Origin of the sequence: Ottowia sp. (genome assembly GCF_046348305.1) — a bacterium.
In the GTDB taxonomy this organism is placed as follows: domain Bacteria; phylum Pseudomonadota; class Gammaproteobacteria; order Burkholderiales; family Burkholderiaceae_C; genus Ottowia.
On sequence record NZ_JAXMEM010000004.1, the window covers coordinates 147,401 to 165,970 of the forward strand.

At 68.5% G+C, this 18,570-nt stretch carries 19 protein-coding genes and 1 pseudogene; 6 read left to right on the top strand and 14 right to left on the bottom strand.

The window, feature by feature from the left end:
• Positions 1–60: 60 nt before the first annotated feature.
• From U1F38_RS04900 to U1F38_RS04920, 5 genes and pseudogenes are all read right to left on the bottom strand, one after another.
• Positions 61–189, bottom strand: a pseudogene (locus tag U1F38_RS04900) (ADP-ribosylglycohydrolase family protein); the annotation flags it as partial.
• A gap of 225 nt (positions 190–414) precedes the next feature.
• A complete protein-coding gene (locus U1F38_RS04905; RefSeq protein WP_409985937.1) occupies positions 415–1,641 on the bottom strand; it encodes a putative 4-mercaptohistidine N1-methyltransferase in 1,227 nt (408 codons plus the stop codon).
• 165 nt (positions 1,642–1,806) lie between these two features.
• A complete protein-coding gene (locus U1F38_RS04910) occupies positions 1,807–2,556 on the bottom strand; it encodes a DinB family protein (RefSeq protein WP_409985938.1) in 750 nt (249 codons plus the stop codon).
• A 74-nt stretch (positions 2,557–2,630) separates the two neighbouring features.
• Positions 2,631–3,077: an iron-sulfur cluster assembly scaffold protein gene (locus U1F38_RS04915; RefSeq protein WP_409985939.1), complete on the bottom strand. Its 447-nt coding sequence runs from the start codon at positions 3,075–3,077 to the stop codon at positions 2,631–2,633.
• Between the two features lie 191 nt (positions 3,078–3,268).
• Entirely contained in the window at positions 3,269–3,889 is a 621-nt protein-coding gene (locus tag U1F38_RS04920; protein ID WP_409985940.1) for a glutathione S-transferase family protein, read from the bottom strand.
• A 161-nt stretch (positions 3,890–4,050) separates the two neighbouring features.
• On the opposite strand from U1F38_RS04920, the gene U1F38_RS04925 reads away from it, so the two are divergent.
• Entirely contained in the window at positions 4,051–5,439 is a 1,389-nt protein-coding gene (locus U1F38_RS04925) for a GntP family permease (protein ID WP_409985941.1), read from the top strand.
• A 43-nt stretch (positions 5,440–5,482) separates the two neighbouring features.
• Here the strand turns inward: U1F38_RS04925 and U1F38_RS04930 are convergent, their stop codons facing one another.
• Entirely contained in the window at positions 5,483–6,217 is a 735-nt protein-coding gene (locus tag U1F38_RS04930; protein WP_409985942.1) for a glutathione S-transferase family protein, read from the bottom strand.
• 158 nt (positions 6,218–6,375) lie between these two features.
• Here U1F38_RS04930 and U1F38_RS04935 point away from each other — a divergent pair, with 158 nt between their 5' ends.
• The 4 genes from U1F38_RS04935 (at position 6,376) to U1F38_RS04950 (ending at position 9,654) form a co-directional block, all read left to right on the top strand.
• Positions 6,376–7,332 (top strand): sulfurtransferase, encoded by a 957-nt coding sequence (locus U1F38_RS04935; protein WP_409985943.1) that lies wholly within the window; start codon positions 6,376–6,378, stop codon positions 7,330–7,332.
• On the top strand, positions 7,329–8,465 hold the full coding sequence (locus U1F38_RS04940) for a YeeE/YedE thiosulfate transporter family protein (protein ID WP_409985944.1): 1,137 nt from the start codon (positions 7,329–7,331) through the stop codon (positions 8,463–8,465). Before U1F38_RS04935 ends, U1F38_RS04940 begins: the two co-directional genes overlap by 4 nt.
• A gap of 22 nt (positions 8,466–8,487) precedes the next feature.
• Positions 8,488–8,655, top strand: a complete 168-nt coding sequence (locus U1F38_RS04945; RefSeq protein WP_409985945.1) for a hypothetical protein — start codon at positions 8,488–8,490, stop codon at positions 8,653–8,655.
• 156 nt (positions 8,656–8,811) lie between these two features.
• Positions 8,812–9,654, top strand: a complete 843-nt coding sequence (locus U1F38_RS04950; protein ID WP_409985946.1) for a M48 family metallopeptidase — start codon at positions 8,812–8,814, stop codon at positions 9,652–9,654.
• Between the two features lie 11 nt (positions 9,655–9,665).
• Here the strand turns inward: U1F38_RS04950 and U1F38_RS04955 are convergent, their stop codons facing one another.
• The 3 genes from U1F38_RS04955 to pyrF all read right to left on the bottom strand — a co-directional run bounded on the left by U1F38_RS04955 (position 9,666) and on the right by pyrF (position 12,652).
• Positions 9,666–10,760, bottom strand: coding sequence for a hypothetical protein (locus tag U1F38_RS04955; RefSeq protein ID WP_409985947.1), 1,095 nt, complete (start codon positions 10,758–10,760; stop codon positions 9,666–9,668).
• 65 nt (positions 10,761–10,825) lie between these two features.
• Positions 10,826–11,803 (bottom strand): succinylglutamate desuccinylase/aspartoacylase family protein, encoded by a 978-nt coding sequence (locus U1F38_RS04960; protein WP_409985948.1) that lies wholly within the window; start codon positions 11,801–11,803, stop codon positions 10,826–10,828.
• 24 nt (positions 11,804–11,827) lie between these two features.
• A complete protein-coding gene (gene pyrF, locus U1F38_RS04965; protein WP_409985949.1) occupies positions 11,828–12,652 on the bottom strand; it encodes an orotidine-5'-phosphate decarboxylase in 825 nt (274 codons plus the stop codon).
• Positions 12,653–12,713: 61 nt separating this feature from the next.
• On the opposite strand from pyrF, the gene U1F38_RS04970 reads away from it, so the two are divergent.
• Positions 12,714–13,832: a phosphoserine transaminase gene (locus U1F38_RS04970; protein WP_409985950.1), complete on the top strand. Its 1,119-nt coding sequence runs from the start codon at positions 12,714–12,716 to the stop codon at positions 13,830–13,832.
• A gap of 264 nt (positions 13,833–14,096) precedes the next feature.
• Here the strand turns inward: U1F38_RS04970 and U1F38_RS04975 are convergent, their stop codons facing one another.
• From U1F38_RS04975 to U1F38_RS04995, 5 genes are all read right to left on the bottom strand, one after another.
• Complete coding sequence (locus U1F38_RS04975) at positions 14,097–15,197, bottom strand: alpha/beta hydrolase (protein ID WP_409985951.1); 1,101 nt, start codon at positions 15,195–15,197, stop codon at positions 14,097–14,099.
• Positions 15,198–15,314: 117 nt separating this feature from the next.
• On the bottom strand, positions 15,315–16,016 hold the full coding sequence (locus U1F38_RS04980) for a macro domain-containing protein (RefSeq protein ID WP_409985952.1): 702 nt from the start codon (positions 16,014–16,016) through the stop codon (positions 15,315–15,317).
• A 156-nt stretch (positions 16,017–16,172) separates the two neighbouring features.
• The gene (locus U1F38_RS04985) at positions 16,173–17,414 is read right to left on the bottom strand and encodes an ATP-binding protein (RefSeq protein ID WP_409985953.1); all 1,242 of its coding nucleotides are present in this window, start codon (positions 17,412–17,414) and stop codon (positions 16,173–16,175) included.
• 77 nt (positions 17,415–17,491) lie between these two features.
• Positions 17,492–17,728 (bottom strand): CRISPR system precrRNA processing endoribonuclease RAMP protein Cas6, encoded by a 237-nt coding sequence (gene cas6 / locus U1F38_RS04990; protein WP_409986146.1) that lies wholly within the window; start codon positions 17,726–17,728, stop codon positions 17,492–17,494.
• Entirely contained in the window at positions 17,632–18,534 is a 903-nt protein-coding gene (locus U1F38_RS04995; protein ID WP_409985954.1) for a phosphoribosylaminoimidazolesuccinocarboxamide synthase, read from the bottom strand. Before U1F38_RS04995 ends, cas6 begins: the two co-directional genes overlap by 97 nt.
• Positions 18,535–18,570 lie beyond the last annotated feature (36 nt).

Consider the following 18,570-nt stretch of genomic DNA (forward strand, 5'->3'; position numbering starts at 1 on the left):
CTTGCCGGCTTTCAGCCCCGCGTGATAGCGCCCGGGCTTGGGGGTGGTGTAGTCGCTGATCCAGGGGCCGTAGGCGGCACGCAACTCGTCCAGGTTGTAGTACCAGTGCGGGCCCACGCCCAGCGCGTCGCCGATCAGCGCGCCCATCAGGGCGCCGGTGGCGCGGTCTTCAAAAGCGGTGACGGACATGACGGGTCTCCGGGTGGCTTGGAACCACGATAGCCCGAACCAGGACTGCGTGCCGATTGGGCTGGAGATACCTGTGTTGGGAGTGGTGGGTGGGCGTGCCAGCGGCGGCGCGTGGGATGCGCCGCTGGCCTCACCCCAACCCTCTCCCAGAGGGAGAGGGAGCAAACAACCGATCTCCCTCGCCCCTCTGGGGAAAGGGAGAGGGGATGGGGGCCGATCCGCCGCCTACCGCACCCGCCGCCACAGCGTGGCCTGCGCCAGCGTGTGCTGGAACTTGCGCGCCGTCTCGCGGATGACGAAGGGCACGTCGCGCGGGGCGCCGATGGGATCGAAGTGCGGGGCGAGCAGGGCGCGCAGGGCGTCCAGCGTGCGCCAGCTCTCGCCGTCCTTCTTGAAGCCGCCCAGCCATTGGTCGCGCGCGGTGTGCTCGGCCAGCCAGGTGTAGGGCGAGGTGATCATCAGCACGCCGCCCACGTTCAGCCGCTCGTGAATCGTCGTGACGAACTTGGCCGGGTCGTACAGGCGGTCGATCAGGTTGGCGGCCAGGATCAGGTCGTAACCGGCGAACTGGGCTTTCAGGTTGCAGGCGTCGCCCTGCCAGAACTGCACGCGCGCCGCCGTGCCCCGCAGGCCCAGGTCATCGAGCTTGACGGCCTTGTATTCGACCAGCTCGCCTTCTTCCACCGCCGTGTAGCGCACCGTGTCACCGCGCGCCAGCGCCACGCCCTGGTCGATGAAGCGGGCCGAGAAATCGACCCCCACCACCTCGTCGAAGTGGCGCGCCAGCTCGAACACACCGCGCCCCACGGCGCAGCCCAGATCCATGGCGCGGCGGTGCGGGCCGCTGCCCACCGCCTCGATGGCGATGCGGGCCAGCGCCTGCGGAAAATTGGGCACGCCGTAGTACTCGGCGCCGTAGTGGAACTCCATGTACTGCGTGACCAGGTCGTCGGTCTCGTAGTGCGATGCGGGCGTGCCGACCGGCGCCTCGGCCACCACATAGCGAAAGCCGGCGTGCTGGAAGAAGTGGCGGCGGAAGGCATAGCGCGACTCGGGCTCGGCCTCGTTGCCGCAGGCGATCCACGAGCCGCCCTTGATGATGTTGTGCCGGTCGTCGAAGGTGGGCGTGGTGAAGTCGTCGTAGATCGGATGCGTCTTGAAGCCCTCGAACGGGTAGGTGGGCGTTTCGGTCCATTGCCAGACGTTGCCGACCACGTCGCAAAACGGGCCATGCGCGAAGGCATCGACCGGGCACGACGAGGCCCAGTGCTCCAGATAGAGATTGGCGTTGGCGGGCTGCTCGTCGCCCAGTTGCCAGCCGCTGGCGGCCAGCACGCGCTGCCATTCGTCCTCGGTCGGCAGGCGCACGCTCTGGCCGGTCTGCGCGGCCTTCCAGCGACAGAAGGCCCGCGCCTCCAGGCAATTGACCTCGACCGGCCAGTTCCAGGGCATGGGCGCTTCCTGCGTCATCAACCTCAGGCGCCAGCCTTCGCGCCTGCACCCAGAACGTGGGATGCGTGGCCCGCGCAAAGTCGCGCCAGCGGCGGCCTTCGTCGTCCCACCAGGCGTCGTGCGCGTAGCCGCCCGCGGTGACGAATTCCAGAAATTCGCCATTGCTCACCAGCAGGCGGGCGGCCTGGAAAGCGGGCACATCGGCCACGTGATGGCCGTATTCGTTGTCCCAGCCGTAGCGTTCGCAATCGAAGAGGTTTGCCCAGGGTGACGTGGCCCGCGGGCACATCCACCAGGGCGTTTTGCGGCGCGGGACCGGCGTCGGGGCCCACGGGCCAGTCGGGTTGTGGCCGCACCCAGTCCAGGCGCTGCTGGCGGATCAGCACGGAGGACGTTTCCAGATGGATGCGCTCGTGCTCCGCCCATCACGATGGCCCACCAGGGGTTGGCCCAGTCCACCGGCAGGGTGAGGGGCGCGCTGTCGATCAGGCCGGTGACCAGCGCGCGCACCCGGTCGCGGTAGGCCTGCACGCGGGCCACGCTGGGCCAGTCGTAGTGCGCCTCGTTCAGGTCGTCCCAGCTCATTTCGTCCACGCCGACGGCAAAAATGGATTCGAGTTGCGGGTCGATGCGCTCGCTGATCAGGCGCGTGAGCAGCAGCTTGTTGACGAAAAAAGTCGCCGTGTGGCCGTAGTAAAAAATCAGCGGGTGGCGCAGGGTGATGGGTTTTTCCACCCAGGCGGCGTCGCAGGCCAGGGTGCGAAACAGCGACTCGTAGGCGTCGAAGGTCTGCACGAAGTACTCGCGCAGGCGCTGGCGAAAGTCCTGCGGATCGCTGGCGTGCAAGGACAGGCGCCGCGGCAGCGCGACGAGCGCTTGCGGCGACTTCAGCAGGGTGGCGTCAACTCGGTTCATCGGTGTGCGGAAATCTTCTTGTCGTCGATACCGGCAGGGTAGCACCGTGGCCAAGCCGCCCGGGCGAGCGGGGTTTAGCCGCGCGAGCGCGCCCGCTCGAACAGCAGGTCCAGCGCCTCGAACGGCAGCAGCGCCGAGCCATGGCGGTTGGGCACGTCGCGCACCAGGGCAAACATCGCCAGCTCGGGCCAGTCACTGTCGTCCTGCTCGCCCTTGAGGATGGCGCGCAACTGCCCGCCCACGCGGCGCACCGTGGCCTCGTCCAAGTCGGCCAAGCGCCCGGCCACGATGCCGGTGCAGGCCTGGCCCAGTGCGCAGGCATGCACGCTCCAGCCCAGTTGCTGCACGCGGCCCTGGGCGATCACCGCGTCCAGCGTCAGCGCGCTGCCACACAGACGGCTGCGCACGCTGACCGAGTCGGCCGGCGGTGCGGGCAGGCGCTGGTCGGCGTGCACGCGCTGCTGGTAACGCTTGAGCGTGCGGTAGAAGGTTTCGAGCGATTCTTCGGTCAGTTCAGGCATGGGCCGCGCCGCTGGCCGGCGGTGGGCCAAGCGGTGCATGGCCATTGTTGCGCGATTGCCTGCGGCTTGCTGATGGGGCCAAGGCGCTCGGCCCGAGCCGGTCTTCCTCCCTCTCCCTCTGGGAGAGGGTTGAGGTGAGGGCCCACGGCGCACCAAGAAGGCGCAACGCCCAGGGAAAACGTCCGCGGCAATCACCCCGCCCGCGCACTCGGCCGCTCGGCCACCCGATCACGCCAGGCTTGCAGCGCCGCAAAGCCCTCGGCGCCGGCGTTGAACTTCATCAGCCGCGCAAACTCGATGGCGCAAAACGCGGTGATGTCGGCAATGGTGAAACGCGCGCCCGCCATCCAGGGCTGCTGCTGCAGCGTTTCGTCCAGCCAGCGCGCCGACTCGCGCACCTTGACACCCTGCGACTGACCGAAGTCCGGAAACTGCGGCTGCTCCAGCGCGGCCAGGCCGGGGTGGGTGTGGCGGATGCAGTTGGCAATGGGCAGCAGCCAGTACCACTCCACGCGGCGGTCGTGCATCTCGATGAAGGCGCGCTCGTCAAAGCCCTCGCCCATCAGGTTGGGCTCGGGGTGCAGGCCCTCAAGATAGGTGCAGATGGCGCGCGTCTCGCTCAGGATGCGGCCATCCTGAAGTTCGAGCGCCGGCACGCGCGCCACCGGCACCTTGGCGCGATAGGCGGCCGCGCGGTGCTCGCCGGCGTTCAGGTCGATCGGCACGGGCTCGATGCCGGTGATGCCCTTTTCGTGCATGAACATCTGCACGCGGCGGGGGTTGGGGGCGCGGGGGGCGATGTAGAGTTTCATGGCGACGCTTTCCCTTTTCGTCGGCGAGCACGGGACCGTGCCCAATGGCCGCTTGCCATTGTGCTTGCGACTGGCGCAAGGACAGGCCGGCAGCGTAATATCCGGGCGCGTCGCCCGCCACCCGCGCTCGCGGCGTCGCACGGTCAACAAGGGCCCATTCCATGTCCGAACTCGACATCCGCCTTTTGCTCACGGCCCTGGTCAGCGTGCTGCTGCTGGTGGCGCTGATCGTCTCGCGCATCCGCATGCACCCGCTGCTGGCCCTGCTGGTGGTAGCGGTGGGGGTGGGGCTGTTTGCCGGCATGGACATCGATCGCGTGGCGCGCGCCGTGACCAACGGCGCCGGCAAGACGCTGGGGGCGGTGGGCATCATCATCGCGCTGGGCGCCATGCTGGGCAAGGTGCTGGCCGACACGGGCGTGACCGAGTCCATCGCCAACGCCATCCTCCGCCGCGCGTCCGACCGCGCGCTGCCGTGGGCGATGGCGCTGGCGGCCTTCATCGTGGGCATCCCGATGTTCTTCGAGGTGGGGCTGGTGGTGCTGCTGCCGCTGATCTTCAGCGTGGCGCGCAAGCTGGAGACGCGCGAGCGCTTTCGCGGCTCGGCCTACATCTATGTGGGCGTGCCGGTGATCGCCGCGCTGGCGGCCATGCACGGCATGGTGCCGCCGCACCCCGGGCCGCTGACGGCGATCGCCACGCTCAAGACCGTGATCGGCCCCACCATGCTGTACGGCTTTGTGGCCGCCGTGCCGGCCATCGTGCTGGGCGGGCCGCTGTATGCCCAGTTCCTGACGCCGCGCATGACGGTGCGCCCGGATGAAGCGCTGCTGGAGCAGTTCACCCACGCGCCGGGGCCGGCGAGCACCGGCAGCCAGCCGGGCGCGGCGCTGGGCATCTTCACCGTGCTGCTGCCGGCGCTGTTGATGCTGGTGCACACGCTGGCCGAGACGCTGCTGCCCAAGGGCGCGCCCGTCGCCAGGGTGGCGGCCTTCCTGGGCAACCCGCTGATCGCCATGCTGATCGGCGTGCTGTTTGCCTGCACGGCGCTGGTGTATGCGCGCGGCGGCGACACCAAGCGCCTGCGCGAGTCGCTGGGCGCAAGCCTCAAGCCCATTGCCGGCATCCTGCTGATCATCGCGGGGGGTGGTGCCTTTCAGCAGGTGCTGACCGACGTGAAGGTGGGCGACGCCATCGTGCACCTGACGCAGCACTTCGCGCTGCCGCCGCTGGCGCTCGGCTGGACGATTGCCATGCTGCTGTCGGTGTCCACCGGCTCGGCCACCGTGGGCATCGTGGGCGCTGCGGGCCTGCTGGCGCCGCTGGCGGGCGCCGACCCGACACTGAACCTGCCGCTGCTGGCGCTGTCCATCGGCTGCGGTTCGCTGTTCTTCAACTACGCCAACCACGCCGGCTTCTGGCTGGTGAAGGAGTCGTTCGGCATGACCATGGGCGAGGCCACCAAGACCATCTCGGTGGTGCAATCCATCGTGGCGCTGGTGGGGCTGGCGATGGTGCTGCTGATGAACCTGCTGCCGGCGCTTGGCTGACAGCGCAGGCGTTCGCGGCGCAGCCGCCCCAGTCGCCCTCCGCTCAGCGGCGGGCCGGCGGCGGTGGCAACGGCGGGGCGCCCCCTTGATCGGCGCCGACGACCATGCTGCGCGCCTGCGTCGAAAACTCGGCCGCCCTGGCGTCGCCATCGCGCGTCAGATCCACCTTGGCGGGCGGCCGCTCGATGCCGCGCTGCACCGCAGGGCGGGCGCGGATGGCGTCGCGCCAGCGGCGCAGGTGATCGAGCCCGTCGATGGCAATGCCCGACCAGCGGTGCGTGCGCACCCAGGCCCAGTTGGCGATGTCGGCGATGGAGTAGTCGCCGGCCAGCCATTCGTGATTTTTGAGATGGCCGTCGAGCACCTCGAACAGGCGCCGGCCCTCGGCCTGGTAGCGGTCGATGGCGGGCTGGATTTTTTGCGGGAAGTAGCGGTAAAACACGTTGGCCTGCCCCATCATCGGGCCCACGCCGCCCATCTGGAACATCAGCCATTGCATGACGCGCGAGCGACCCTTGGCGTCGCTTGGCATCAATTGCCCGGTTTTCTCGGCCAGATAGACCAGGATGGCGCCGGATTCGAACACGACAAAGTCCCCCGCCGCGTGATCGACGATGACCGGAATGCGCCCGTTGGGGTTGAGGGCCAGAAAATCGGCGCGCTTTTGCTCGCCGGCCGCCAGGTCGACCACGCGCAGTTGGTAGGGCAAGCCCAGTTCCTCCAGCGCGATGGAGACCTTGTGGCCGTTGGGCGTAGCCGCCGTGTGCAGGGTGATCATGCGACCATGGTAGTGCAGCCTTCGGCTTGATGCGGCGGCGGATATAAGCATCCAACGAATCTGTCCTTGGCGCGCCCGCGCCACCCCGGATAATTAAGGACTCGCTTATGCCGAAGGCCGGTGCTGCCGCCCGGCAGTCCCGATCCCCACACCCTGCCATGCTTGCCGTACTCCGACTGCTCCTGCTGTGCCTGTCCTGCACCGCAACGGGCGCCTGGGCAACCGCTCCGCTGCTCACGCCGGCCCAAACCAAGGCCTTGGGCGAAAGCGGCGCGCGCCTGATCGACATCCGCGAAGGCCCGGCCTACGCCCTGCAGCACGTGCCGGGCGCCGTGTCGGCCCCGTACCCGCTGTGGCGCGCGCCGGGCGCCAACGCCGGCCTGCCGCCGTCTCAGCCCGCGCTGACCGCGCTGGTGCAGGAGCTGGGCCTGACGCCCGACACGCCCGCCGTCATCATCTACACCGGCATCGACGCCACCGACTTTGGCGGCGCGGCCCGCGTGTACTGGACGCTCAAGTCGCTGGGCGTGCAGCAACTTTCCATCCTCAACGGCGGGCTGACGGCGTGGAAGGCCGCCGGTCTGCCGGTTGCCAGCCAGGCCAGCGTGGCCAGCCGCAGCCGCTGGCAGCCGCAGTTCAACCCGCAATGGATGGCCACGCGCGACCAGGTGCGCGCCAGCCTGGACGAGCCCGGCGTGCTGCGCGTGGATGCGCGCCCCGCGCCGTTCTACCAGGGCCGCATCGCCGCCGACGCCGCGCATGCGCGCGGCACGCTGCCGGGCGCCGTCAACCTGGACAGCGAAAACTGGTTCGAGCTGGGCAGCGCCGCGCTGATGGACAAGGCCGCGCTGCAGGACGAAGCCGACAAACTGAACGCCGCGCCCAGCCAGCCCATCATCGCCTTTTGCAACGCGGGCCACTGGTCGGCCACTGACTGGTTCGTGCTGTCGGAGGTGCTGGGCCGCCCCGGCGTGCGCATGTACCCCGGCTCGATCATCGACTGGACCAGCGCGCCCGCGCCCCTGCCCATGGACAACGAGCCCGGACGCTGGCAGCAGCTGCGCTACGCGGCCCTTGCCTGGGCGCACCGCAACCTCGGAACCCCAGCGCCATGAACACGGCTGCCGCCCCCCTTCGATCCGCCGCCACGCCCGCGCGCCCCGGCGCCTGGGCGCGCCGCCTGCCGCTGGCCCTGGGCACGCTGGCGCTGTTTGGCTGGCTGCTGTGGTCGGTGTCCTCGCGCCAGGCGCTGCTGCTGCTGGTGGGCGTGGGCCTGGGCGCCACGCTGGCCGGCGCGCGCTTTGGCTTTACCACCGGCTGGCGCCATCTGGTCGAAAGCCGCGACCCGGCCGGCGTGTACGGCCAGATCGTGCTGCTGGCGCTGCTCGCCGCACTGTCCATGCCCATCCTGGCGCACTTCCCGGAGACCACGGCCGCGCTGGGGCCGCCCTCGATCAGCCTGTTGGTGGGCGCCTTCGTGTTCGGCGCCTGCATGCAGGTGGCCGACGGCTGCGGCTCGGGCCAGCTGTACAAGGCCGGGCTGGGCGTGCCGCTGAACATGGCCATCCTGCCGCTGTTCGCGCTGGGCAGCTTTGTCGGCTCGGCGCAGCTCAACGGCTGGCTGGCGCTGGGCGCCACCGAGCCCGTGGGCCTGGTGCAGCGCTGGGGCGTGGGCGGCGCGCTGGCGGCCACGCTGGCGGGCCTGGCCGTCATCACGCTGGGCGTGGGGGCATGGAGCGGCCAGCACTTCAGCGTGCGCCGCATCCCGCGCCGCTGGCTGTGGGGCGCGCTGGGGCTGGCGCTGCTGGCCACGCTCAACCTGATGATCGCGGGCCAGCCCTGGGGCGTCGTCTATGGCTTTGGCCTGTGGGGCGCCAAGGCGGCCACGGCGCTGGGCCTGTTTGACCCCACGCAGAATGCCTTCTGGAGCGACCCCGGCCACGCCGAGCGCCTGCACCAGACGCTGCTGCTGGACGTGACCAGCATCACCAACATCGGCATCCTGGCCGGCGCGCTGTGGGTGGCCGCGCGGCGCCCGCAAACGCCGCGCGCGCTCACGCGCAAGCAATGGGCCATCGGCCTGGTGGCCGGCTTCTTGCTGGGCTACAGCTCGCGCCTGGCCTTTGGATGCAACGTGGGCGCCATGGTCAGCGGCATCAGCACCGGCAGCGTGCACGGCTGGCTGTGGGTGCCCATGGCCTTTTTGGGCACGCTGGTGGGCCTGCGCGTGCGCCGCCGCTTTTTCTGATGGCCGCGAGGACAAACCGATCATGCTCACAACCCCCGCGCGCCGCTCGATCTTCTGGCTGCTCTTGATCGCCTTTGCGGCCTGGGACTACGCCACGTCGGCCCCCGTCAACCTGCGGCTGGAGCCGCCCATGATCACTGCCGGATCGGGCACGCACGCCAGCGGCGGGCATTGCGCGATGCCCAAGTGACGCCGGCCTGGACAGTCGCCCCGCCGGAAGTCCTGATTTGATAGCTGCTTGCGCTTGTCCACCATGCGCCGCAGGGCAATTTGACTCATATTCGACAACGGCATTGAACCTGGATTCGGCAGTTGACCGCGCGCGGTTCGCGGCACAATCGGTCGCATGAACCTGCAATCCCGCTTTTTCACGCGCCCGACTACGTACGCGGCGGTGTTCGTCTGCGCTGCCCTGCTGGCCGCGGGCTGCGCCAGCACCACCAGCGGCAGCGTGGCCGCGGGCGGCAAGGGCCGCTCGCAGCTGCTGCTGGTTTCGTCCGATCAGGTCATGCAGCAGTCGCTGCAGTACTACGAGCAGCAGAACCAGCAGGCCCGCGCCAAGGGCGATTTGATCACCAGCGGCGCCGAATGGAGCCGCGTCAACGCCGTCATGCTGCGCCTGGTGCCGCAGGTGGGCGCGTTCCGGCCCGACGCTGCGCGCTGGCCCTGGCAACTGGTGCTGATCGACGAAGACACCGTCAACGCCCACGTGATGGCCGGCGGCAAGATCACGGTCTACACCGGCCTGATCCGCAAGCTGAAGCTGAGCGACGACGAGATCGCCGCCGTGATGGGCCACGAGATGGCGCACGCGCTGCGCGAGCACACGCGCGAGAAAATGTCGCAGTCGGCCGCGGGCGACCTGGCGATCTCGATCGGCGGCGCACTGCTGGGCGCGGGCGAGGGGGTGCAGCAGATGGCCGGCCTGGGCAAGCAGCTGGCGCTGGATTTGCCGTTCTCGCGCGGCATGGAAAGCGAGGCCGACCTGTACGGGCTGGAGCTGGCCGCGCGCGCCGGCTACGACCCGCGCGCCGCCGTCACGCTGTGGCAGAAGATGGCGCAGGCCGGCGGCAGCAACGGCCCGGGCTTTCTGTCCACCCACCCGGCGCCGGGCGACCGCATGGCGGCGCTGGAGGCGGCCATCCCGAAGGTGATGCCGCTGTACGAAGCGGCGCGGCGCAAGGGTTGACGGGCTGAGGATCAGTTCGAAGTCTGTGGCGTGCGCACGCGCACGTTCGGAACTCCATAGTTGCCCCAGCGTCCACTCCAGCCGATATCGCGAACAAGTGCCGCGTTGATTCGCTCGCACAGGCGCAACCAGACGTATTCAGGCCTGGGCGACTTCTGCAAGACCTCCGGGAAGGCCGTCGGCCGTGGGCGTCGCGCGCTGCACATTTTGTGCAAGGCCACGTCGACGCACACATTCAATGGCGTACCCGAGTGGAGCAATGCATTGCGCAGTTCGACGAGAAACCAGGCACTGCCTTCATCGATGTCCAAGTCCCTTGCCACTTCGCGTCGGTCCAGTGTGCGCGCCGAACCAAAGGCCTCCAGAAACACCAGCAGCAGCATGCATTTGAACTCCACGGGCGCGGGCAAACTCTTGCCTTCGATGAACCATCGGCCTGCGCGTTTCCACCGTTCGGCCCGATCCGTTTGGGTGACGAGAAGCGCGAGCAGACACTTGAGCGCCTCATGCTCCTCCATTGGCATGCGACAGAGCGCGTGGCCCGACTCATGGCCATTCGGTTCAATGAGGTTGATCCGAACCCAGTCCGCGGTCGACTCTTCTAGGAGCGTCACAGGCGCACCCTGCAGCAGCGAAAGCGCCAGAGCCATCGTGCGCTCCTCGGATTCATCCATCGGCTCTCTGCTCTCGACAATGAAGTGATCGTAGTCGCTCAGCCGTACTGTGGTGTTTCCGTACGTGAGATCAGGCAGTGCAAAGGTCCGTGGCTGCCTGGCGTAGCGCGCCTGGTATGCCAGCCGGCTGGTGCTCAAGTTCTGACGGAGTCGATTGAAACTGAGCAGCGAACTTCTCGGCTTCATCGTCAGCGCAAGCCATTGCGCATCGGCTCGCTCGCCCTCAGGGTTGCAAACCGGCCGCACGGATTGCAGATAGACCTCCTCAAGCTCCGTGCAGCCAATCGGCCCCGCTTCATGCTCTATCACAACATGCCGCAGCGTCGGATGATCATGGGCCTGCCATTCACAGGAAACATCATCGATCGGCGGGCGCACCCGTACAACGGCTTCGATCGCGCGAGTGCCGGTGTCCATCACCAGTTCGGACAACGTGCGTGCGCCCGCCCAGCGAATGCGTGCTCTTCCCTTGTACCGCACGCGGTGTGACCTGATCTTCAGTCCAGCGCCTGCCGCCGCGCAAAACGCACCACGGTGACGCCGGCGCGCGCCTGGCGCGTGGAGGGCATCACCAGCACGCAGTCGTCGTAGGGCGTGACCGCCGCCTCGCCCTGGCCGGGGCCATCGTGGTGGCCGATGACGGTGCCGGCTTTTTCGATCAGCTCCAGCCCGGTAAAGGGCTGCACGAAGGCAAAGCGCTCGCTGCGCGCCACCACGGCGCCATCGACGGTGAGCGCCCATTGGCGCGGCGCGTCGGGCTGGCGCCAGCCGGGCAGCGCGGCATCGAGCGCGGCGGCGTCCAGCGCGCCGGCCTGCTGCAGAAAGCGCACGCACATGTCCTGCGCCACGGTGCGGCTGGACAGCGCGCCGTGAAAGCCGCACTCCAGCAGCAGCGAGCGGGTTTCGGGCGCCACGTGGTCGGGCTCGCCGAAGCGACCGAAGTCGCGCATGCGCACGCCATCGGAGTGGCCGCTGTCGATGACGATGTGCTCGGGCGTGTGCAGGCCCTGCGCCAGATCGAGGTTGCGCTGGTGCACGCCGGTCAGCAACAAGGGCGCGCCGGGCTCGTGCATGGAGTGCAGGTCCAGCAGCCAGTTGGCGCGCTGCACGAAGGGCGCCAGCGCGGCCGCGCGGCGCCGCTCCAGCGTGTCGGCCGCCTGGATGCGCTCGGGCACCCACTGGCGGTTCAGGTCCTGCTCGACAAAGCGGGCGGCGTCGGGGTCTTGCGGATCGAAGCGGTCAAAGGCCGCCAGGTTGCACAGCATCAGGGTGAGCGAGCCGCGCTGCGGGCGCAAGCCGGCCTCCAGCAGGCCCTTGAGCGCCCAGGCGCCGCACAGCTCGTTGCCATGGATCAGCGCGCTGATCAGCACCGGCTCGCCGCTGGCGCCGCTGTCGAAGTGCCACACGCCCTCCACGCCCGTGTTGCCGGCGCGCCAGGCGCTGATGTCGGGGGCGGACAAATCGAAGATGGACATGGATGGGCCTTTCAGGCGACCGGATCAAGGCCGAGCTGCGTTCAACTGGTCACGCGTGGCCTGCGCGGCGGCGCGCGCGGCCTGGGCAAAGTCGGCGCCGCTGCTGGCGTACAGGATGGCGCGCGAGCTGTTGACGATGATGGGGCCGTCGGGCCGCCAGCCCGCGCGCACGGTGGCCAGCGCGTCGCCGCCCTGCGCGCCCACGCCCGGAATCAAGAGCGGCACCGTGGGCGCCAGCGCGCGCACGCGCTCGATCTCGGCCGGATACGTCGCGCCCACCACCAGACCCAGCTGACCGTTGCGGTTCCACGGCCCCTGCGCCAGGCGCGCCACGTGCTCGTACAGGCGCGGCTGGCCGGCCTCGCCCGCCAGGCGCTGGTTCTGCAAATCGTCGCCGCCGGGGTTGGAGGTGCGGCACAGCAAAAAAGCGCCCTTGCCGGCGTACTTCAAATAGGGCTCGACCGAGTCGAAGCCCATGAAGGGCGAGAGCGTGACCGCGTCGGCGCCGTAGCGCTCGAAGGCCTCACGCGCATACTGCTCGGCCGTGCTGCCGATGTCGCCGCGCTTGGCGTCCAGGATCACGGGCACCTGCGGCGCCACCTGGCGCATGTGGGCGATCAGGCGCTCCAATTCACCCTCGGCCCGGTGCGCGGCAAAGTAGGCAATCTGCGGCTTGAAGGCGCAGACCAGGTCGTGCGTGGCATCGACGATGGCGGCGCAAAAGGCGTAGATGCCCGCCGCGTCGCGCGTGCAACCGGCGGGGAATCGCGTGGGCTCCGGGTCCAGCCCCACGCACAACAGGGATTGGTTTTGTTGCTGCGCTTGGCGCAATTGCTCGATGAAGGTCATGACTCATGATTTTAGGTGCGCGACCTAGAATTGCAGGCTTCGCCTTTGTACGCCCCATCGCATGACCAAGCCCGCCCGCAAGCCCCAGGTTCCCAACTTTTCGTCCGGCCCTTGCGCCAAGCGGCCCGGCTATGACGTGGCCCAGCTGGACTTGCGCGCCCTGGGCCGCTCGCACCGCAGCCGCTTGGGCAAGGAGCTGCTGGGCGCGTGCAGCACCGAGACCGCGCGCATCCTGGGCCTGCCTGCGGGCTACCGCGTGGGCGTGGTGCCGGCGTCGGACACCGGCGCGGTGGAAATGGCCCTGTGGTCGCTGTTGGGCCCGCGCGGGGTGGACATGCTGGCCTGGGAGTCGTTTGGCAGCGGCTGGATCAAGGACGTGGTGCAGCAACTGAAGCTGCCCAACGTCACGCGCCACGAGGCCGACTACGGCCAGCTGCCCGACCTGCGCAAGGTCAACTTTGCCAACGACGTGGTGTTTACCTGGAACGGCACCACCAGCGGCGTGCGCGTGCCCGATGGCGACTGGATTCCTCAGGAGCGCGCCGGCCTGACGATTTGTGATGCCACCAGCGCCATCTTTGCCATGGACATGCCCTGGCACAAGCTGGACGTCGTCACCTGGTCGTGGCAAAAGGTGCTGGGCGGCGAAGGCGGCCACGGCATGCTGATCCTCGGCCCGCGCGCGGTCGAGCGGCTTGAAAGCTATGTCCCGCCCTGGCCCCTGCCAAAAATCTTCCGCCTCACCAGCGGCGGCAAGCTGATGGAAGACATCTTTGCCGGCAGCCCCATCAACACCCCCAGCATGCTGTGCGTGGCCGACTACCTGGACGCGCTGGCCTGGTGCGAGCGCGTGGGCGGCGTGCCCGGCACCATCGCGCGCAGCCAGGCCAACCTGAAGCTGGTCGAAGACTTTGTGGCCACGCACCCGTGGATCCACTTTCTGGCGCAGACGCCGGCCACGCGCAGCAACACCAGCGTATGCCTCACGCTCGACCTGCCGGCCGACCAGGTCAAGGCGCTGGCCAGGCTGCTGGAGATGGAGGGCGTGGCCTACGACATCGCCGCCTACAAGGACGCCCCGCCCGGTCTGCGCATCTGGTGCGGCGCGACGGTGGAAAAGACTGACCTGGAGGCGCTGATGCCTTGGCTGGAATGGGGGTATGGGCAGGTGAAGGGCTGAACCCGGAAACGGCCGTTGAACCTAGAAACGGCAGTTGGATGCGCTTGCCAGTGCCGCTATCGGCGTGCTAGGCAAGGCGCGACAACGCGGCGGGCTACTGCCCGCAAGGCGGAGCAACGCCGCATGGCGCGTCGAGAGCGGTGCCGGCAAGTGCATAGCGCGCTCACCCAACAGGTGAACGTGATCGGAGCCCGTGAAATCAAGCATGGCGCGGCTTCCAAGAAGATGACAAGCGGTCAACTGCCGTTTCTAGGTTGAACGCGGCTACGCCACGGCCTGCCGCTCGGCTGCGGCCAGAAACGCCGCCACTTCATCCAGCGCCTGGTTGGCCTGCGGCAGCTCGGGGTTGAACAGCTGCCAGACGTGGATCATGTCGTCCCACACCTGCAGCTGCGCCGGCGAGCCGGCGGCGCGGGCGCGATTGACCCAGCGGCGGGCGTCGTCGACCAGCATTTCGGAGCGGCTGGCCTGCACCAGCACGGGCGGCAGGCGCGACAGGTCGCCATACACGGGCGAGATCGCCGGATCGCGCGGCTTGATGCGCATTTGCAGCCACCCGCCCCACAGCAGCGCGGTGCGCGGCACCTTGAGCAGCGGCGCGAAGGCGGGGCCCAGCATGGCGTCGGTGGCGGCGTTGGTGCGCAGGCTGGGGCTGGCCAGGGTGCTGTCGGTGCCGGGCGACAAGGCCACCGCCGCGTCGGGCGCGCGCAGGCCCGCGTCGCGCACCCAGGCGATCAGCGCCAGCGTGAGGTTGCCGCCGGCCGAGTCGCCGGCCACGAACACCGTGCGCGCCGCTTGCGCGCCGGCGGGGCCGTGCTCCAGCATCCAGCGGTACGCGCTGCGGCAGTCGTCGATGCCGGCCTGGCGCGGGTGCTCAGGCATCAGGCGGTAGTCGATGGCCAGCACGGCGCAGCCGGTGCGCGCCGACAGCGCGCTGGTCAGCGTGCGGTGGCTGCGCGGGCTGCCCAAGGTAAAGGCGCCGCCGTGGATGTAGAGCAGGCGCCGCGCCGCATCATGCCCCGGCGCCAGCACCCATTCGGCCGGCACGCCGGCGCAGTCCACCGGCTCGAAGCGAACGTCGAACACGCGGTCGCCAAACAGCTCGTCGAAGGCGCGGCGCAGCACGGCCGTGCGCCGCATCCGCGAAGCGCCCCGAACGGCCTGCGACAGGCGGGCCAGGCGGGCCAGCACCTCCTGCATCTCGGCGCTGGGCTGCGCGCCGCTTGAAAAGCGCTGGCCCTCGGGCCGGTCAAAGGCCGACAAATCCTTGCCGCGCAAATAAAACGCGGCAACGAGCCACAGCAGGACGGCAACCCAGAACAGGCCGCCGACCACATACAGGAAAAAGAACCAGAGGGTCAGCACGCGGCGGCTCCAATTGAACGCGGGGCATTGCAGCTCCGGCCGCAACGGCGCAACGGCCGGCGGCGCGCGCCGCCGAACGGGGGCAGCTTAACCGAGCCGGCGCCGCACCCCGCAGCGCTACAGGCCCAGCGCCACCTGAGCGGGCCCGGCGCCGGCGCGACCCATGGCCAGCGCAAAGCACTTTTCCAGCGTCTTCTCGCCAATGCGCGGCACCTGTACCAACTGGTTGAGCTGGCAAATGCGCGCATCGGCCAGTGCGTCGCGCACCCGGGCAATCGCGCCCATGCGCAAGCCGGTGCGCGCGCGAATCTCGTCGTCGGCCATCGACTGCACGACCGCCTTGAACCGGTCATAGCAGTCGTCCGCCGCCGTCGGGTCGTGCCGATAGATCTCCACAGGGATGCTGCACCGCTCCAGGTAGGACGTCATCAGGCCCAATGACTGCTCGGCCGTCAGCCCGCCGTTTTGCGCCCCCAGCAGCGGGAACGCCACCGACGTGACTCCGCGCTCCTGATAAGTGGCCATGAACTTTTGCAAGCCCTGGTGCAGGTATTCGGGCTTGGTGGGGTACTTCCAGTGCCGCTTGGTCGGAAAGTTCAAGACCCACGGCGTCGTCGACTTGCACAGCCACAGCAAGCCAATGTCCAGCTTGCCCTGCTGGCAAAGCGCCAGATAGTGCTCGTGCATCTGCGGATACCGCAAGCGGCACTCAAACGCCAGGCCCGCACCCATCACGCCCACGCAATTGACCGTGTTGACCAGGGTCTGGCAGGTGGAGCGAAACAGGTTGCCCTGGATGATTTTCAAATGAGAGGCCATGGGGTCAGAAGAAAAAGTCGCCGTCCCGCCGCGCAGCAACACCATGCCTGCGGCGCACCGATTCTGCGCCAGCCGCACTGCTGCACAGCACCTGGCGGATGTGCGCCGGCGCCAAGCTTGCCAAGGGGGGCTATCACCTGTCGCAGCGCCCTTGCGTCAATCGCCCCAGAGCGTGGACAGCGGCGCGGCCCAGAGCCCGTCCCCCAGCGGCAGGGTCTCGCTGCCGTCGTAGAGCACCACGCCGAGCTTGAACTGGCTGCCTGCCAAATCAGCGAGCTTCTTCAAGCCGCGCAGGTCGGCCGCCTTGACGGTGGCGGCGGCCTTGACTTCGACGCCGACCACCTGCCCGGCAGCGTTTTCGATCACGACATCAACCTCGATCTGATCTGCGTCCCGGTAGTACATCAGCTGGTAGTCGTCATCTGCCGTGGTGCTGTGTTTGCGCAGTTCGCCAAAGACAAAACACTCCAGCGCGTTGCCAAACCGCGTGCGCTCTTGCGCCACCTCCTGCGCCGTCAGATCCAGCAGAGTGGCGAGCAGGCCCGCATCCAGAAACTGCAACTTGGGTGTCTTGACGACGCGGCTCAGGCGGTTGCGCGCCCAGACGTTGATGCGTTCGAGCAGGTACATCTGCTCGAAGATGCTGGTGTAGCGCGCGGCGGTCTTGCCATCGAGCCCGACCGCGCCGCCCAGCTGGGTGTAGTTGCACATCTGGCCGGCGGTGTGCGCCAGGGCACGCAGAAAGCGCGGCAATTGGTCGATCTTGTCGATGGTGGCGATGTCGCGCACATCGCGCTGGATCAGGGCGGTGATGTACTGGCGCGCCCAGGTGATGCGCCGCCGGCCGGCTGGCCGCGCCACCGCCTCGGGGTAGCCGCCGCGCAGTACTCGCTCGACCAGGTCGTCGCCCTGCGCCGCTGGGTCTGCCTGGGGCATCTGGCCGGCAAAGACGCTATCGAGCCAATTGGTGGCGCGTGACGCAATCTCGCTTTGCGACAGGGGCAGCAACGACAGGGTTTGCATCCGCCCCGCCAGCGAATCGGCCACCGTGGGCAAGGCCATCAAGTTGGCCGAACCGGTGAGCAGAAAACGGCCCGGGCGGCGGTCTTCGTCCACGCTTTTTTTGATGGCCAGCAGCAGCGCGGGCGCACGCTGGATTTCGTCGATCACGGCCCGGTCGAGCGCTCGCACCATGGCAACCGGGTCTTCCCGTGCCGACAACAGGGTCAGCGCATCGTCGAGGGTGAGATAGCGCAGGCCCTGCTGCGCCGCCATGTGCCGCACCAGCGTGGTTTTGCCCGCCTGGCGCGGGCCGGCCAGCAGGACGACCGGCGTGTCCAGCAGCGCTTCTGCAATGCGTGGCTCGATATGGCGGGGGTAAACGGCGGTGGTATCCATGCAGCGAAGATACCGTAAATCCCGGAAATAATCACCATAAATTTCGGAAAATTTATCCGTGAATTTCGGAATATCACTTACGTTTCCAGACTGTAGCCACCCAGCCCCATGGTGGCGTTTTTGCCGACGTGCAGCCATTGGCCCAGGTACAGCAGCTCGGCAAACGGCGGCAGATCAACGTGCAGCGTGACGGCGCCCAGCAGGCCGCCGAGTTGCATCACCCCATCAACCGCCCCATCGCCTCGCGGTATTTGGCCGCCGTCTGCGCGATCACCTCGGGCGGCAACTCGGGCGCGGGCGCCTTCTTGGCCCAGGGCTTGCCATCGACCTGCGCCGTCTCCAGCCAATCGCGCAGGTACTGCTTGTCGAAGCTGGGCGGGTTGATGCCCTCCTGCCAGCCTTCAAGCGGCCAGTAGCGCGAGGAGTCGGGGGTCAGCACCTCGTCCATCAGCACCAGTTGGCCGGCGCTGTCCAGGCCAAACTCGAACTTGGTGTCGGCAATGATGATGCCCTTGGGCAGGGCGATGGCGGCGGCGCGCTGGTACAGGGCAATGCTGATGTCGCGGATGCGCGCGGCCAGATCGGGGCCGACGATTTGCACGGTGCGCTCGAAGGTGATGTTCTCGTCGTGCTCGCCGGCCTCGGCCTTGGCCGCCGGGGTGTAGATGGGCTGGGGCAGCTGGCTGGCGTTCTTCAGGCCCGCGGGCAGGGGCACGCCGCAGACGGCCTGGCCTTGCTGATATTCCTTCCAGCCGCTGCCGGCCAGATAGCCGCGCACCACGGCCTCGACCGGGATGGGTTTGAGGCGCTTGACCAGCATGCTGCGGCCGGCCACCTGGGCGACCTCATCGGGCGCCACCACGCTTTCGGGCGCGTCGCCGGTCAAGTGGTTGGGCACGATGCCCTTGAGCTGTTCGAACCACCACAGCGCCATCTGCGTCAGCAGCGCGCCCTTGCCGGGGATGGGCTGGCCCATGATGACGTCGAAGGCGCTGATGCGATCGCTGGCGACCATCAGGATGCGATCGCTGCCGACGGCGTAGTTGTCGCGCACCTTGCCGCGCGCGAGCAGGGGCAGGCTGTGCAGTTGACTGGTGTGCAGGGCGGCGGGGGCGGTCATGGGAGTGCTCGATTCGATCTATGAACAAAAAGAGCC

Coding starts and splice junctions, on each gene's coding strand:
- U1F38_RS04905 (WP_409985937.1), bottom strand. CDS start 1,641: ATGCCCTGGAACTGGCCGGTCGAGGTCAATTGCCTGGAGGCGCGGGCC.
- U1F38_RS04910 (WP_409985938.1), bottom strand. CDS start 2,556: ATGAACCGAGTTGACGCCACCCTGCTGAAGTCGCCGCAAGCGCTCGTC.
- U1F38_RS04915 (WP_409985939.1), bottom strand. CDS start 3,077: ATGCCTGAACTGACCGAAGAATCGCTCGAAACCTTCTACCGCACGCTC.
- U1F38_RS04920 (WP_409985940.1), bottom strand. CDS start 3,889: ATGAAACTCTACATCGCCCCCCGCGCCCCCAACCCCCGCCGCGTGCAG.
- U1F38_RS04925 (WP_409985941.1), top strand. CDS start 4,051: ATGTCCGAACTCGACATCCGCCTTTTGCTCACGGCCCTGGTCAGCGTG.
- U1F38_RS04930 (WP_409985942.1), bottom strand. CDS start 6,217: ATGATCACCCTGCACACGGCGGCTACGCCCAACGGCCACAAGGTCTCC.
- U1F38_RS04935 (WP_409985943.1), top strand. CDS start 6,376: ATGCTTGCCGTACTCCGACTGCTCCTGCTGTGCCTGTCCTGCACCGCA.
- U1F38_RS04940 (WP_409985944.1), top strand. CDS start 7,329: ATGAACACGGCTGCCGCCCCCCTTCGATCCGCCGCCACGCCCGCGCGC.
- U1F38_RS04945 (WP_409985945.1), top strand. CDS start 8,488: ATGCTCACAACCCCCGCGCGCCGCTCGATCTTCTGGCTGCTCTTGATC.
- U1F38_RS04950 (WP_409985946.1), top strand. CDS start 8,812: ATGAACCTGCAATCCCGCTTTTTCACGCGCCCGACTACGTACGCGGCG.
- U1F38_RS04960 (WP_409985948.1), bottom strand. CDS start 11,803: ATGTCCATCTTCGATTTGTCCGCCCCCGACATCAGCGCCTGGCGCGCC.
- pyrF (WP_409985949.1), bottom strand. CDS start 12,652: ATGACCTTCATCGAGCAATTGCGCCAAGCGCAGCAACAAAACCAATCC.
- U1F38_RS04970 (WP_409985950.1), top strand. CDS start 12,714: ATGACCAAGCCCGCCCGCAAGCCCCAGGTTCCCAACTTTTCGTCCGGC.
- U1F38_RS04980 (WP_409985952.1), bottom strand. CDS start 16,016: ATGGCCTCTCATTTGAAAATCATCCAGGGCAACCTGTTTCGCTCCACC.
- U1F38_RS04985 (WP_409985953.1), bottom strand. CDS start 17,414: ATGGATACCACCGCCGTTTACCCCCGCCATATCGAGCCACGCATTGCA.
- U1F38_RS04995 (WP_409985954.1), bottom strand. CDS start 18,534: ATGACCGCCCCCGCCGCCCTGCACACCAGTCAACTGCACAGCCTGCCC.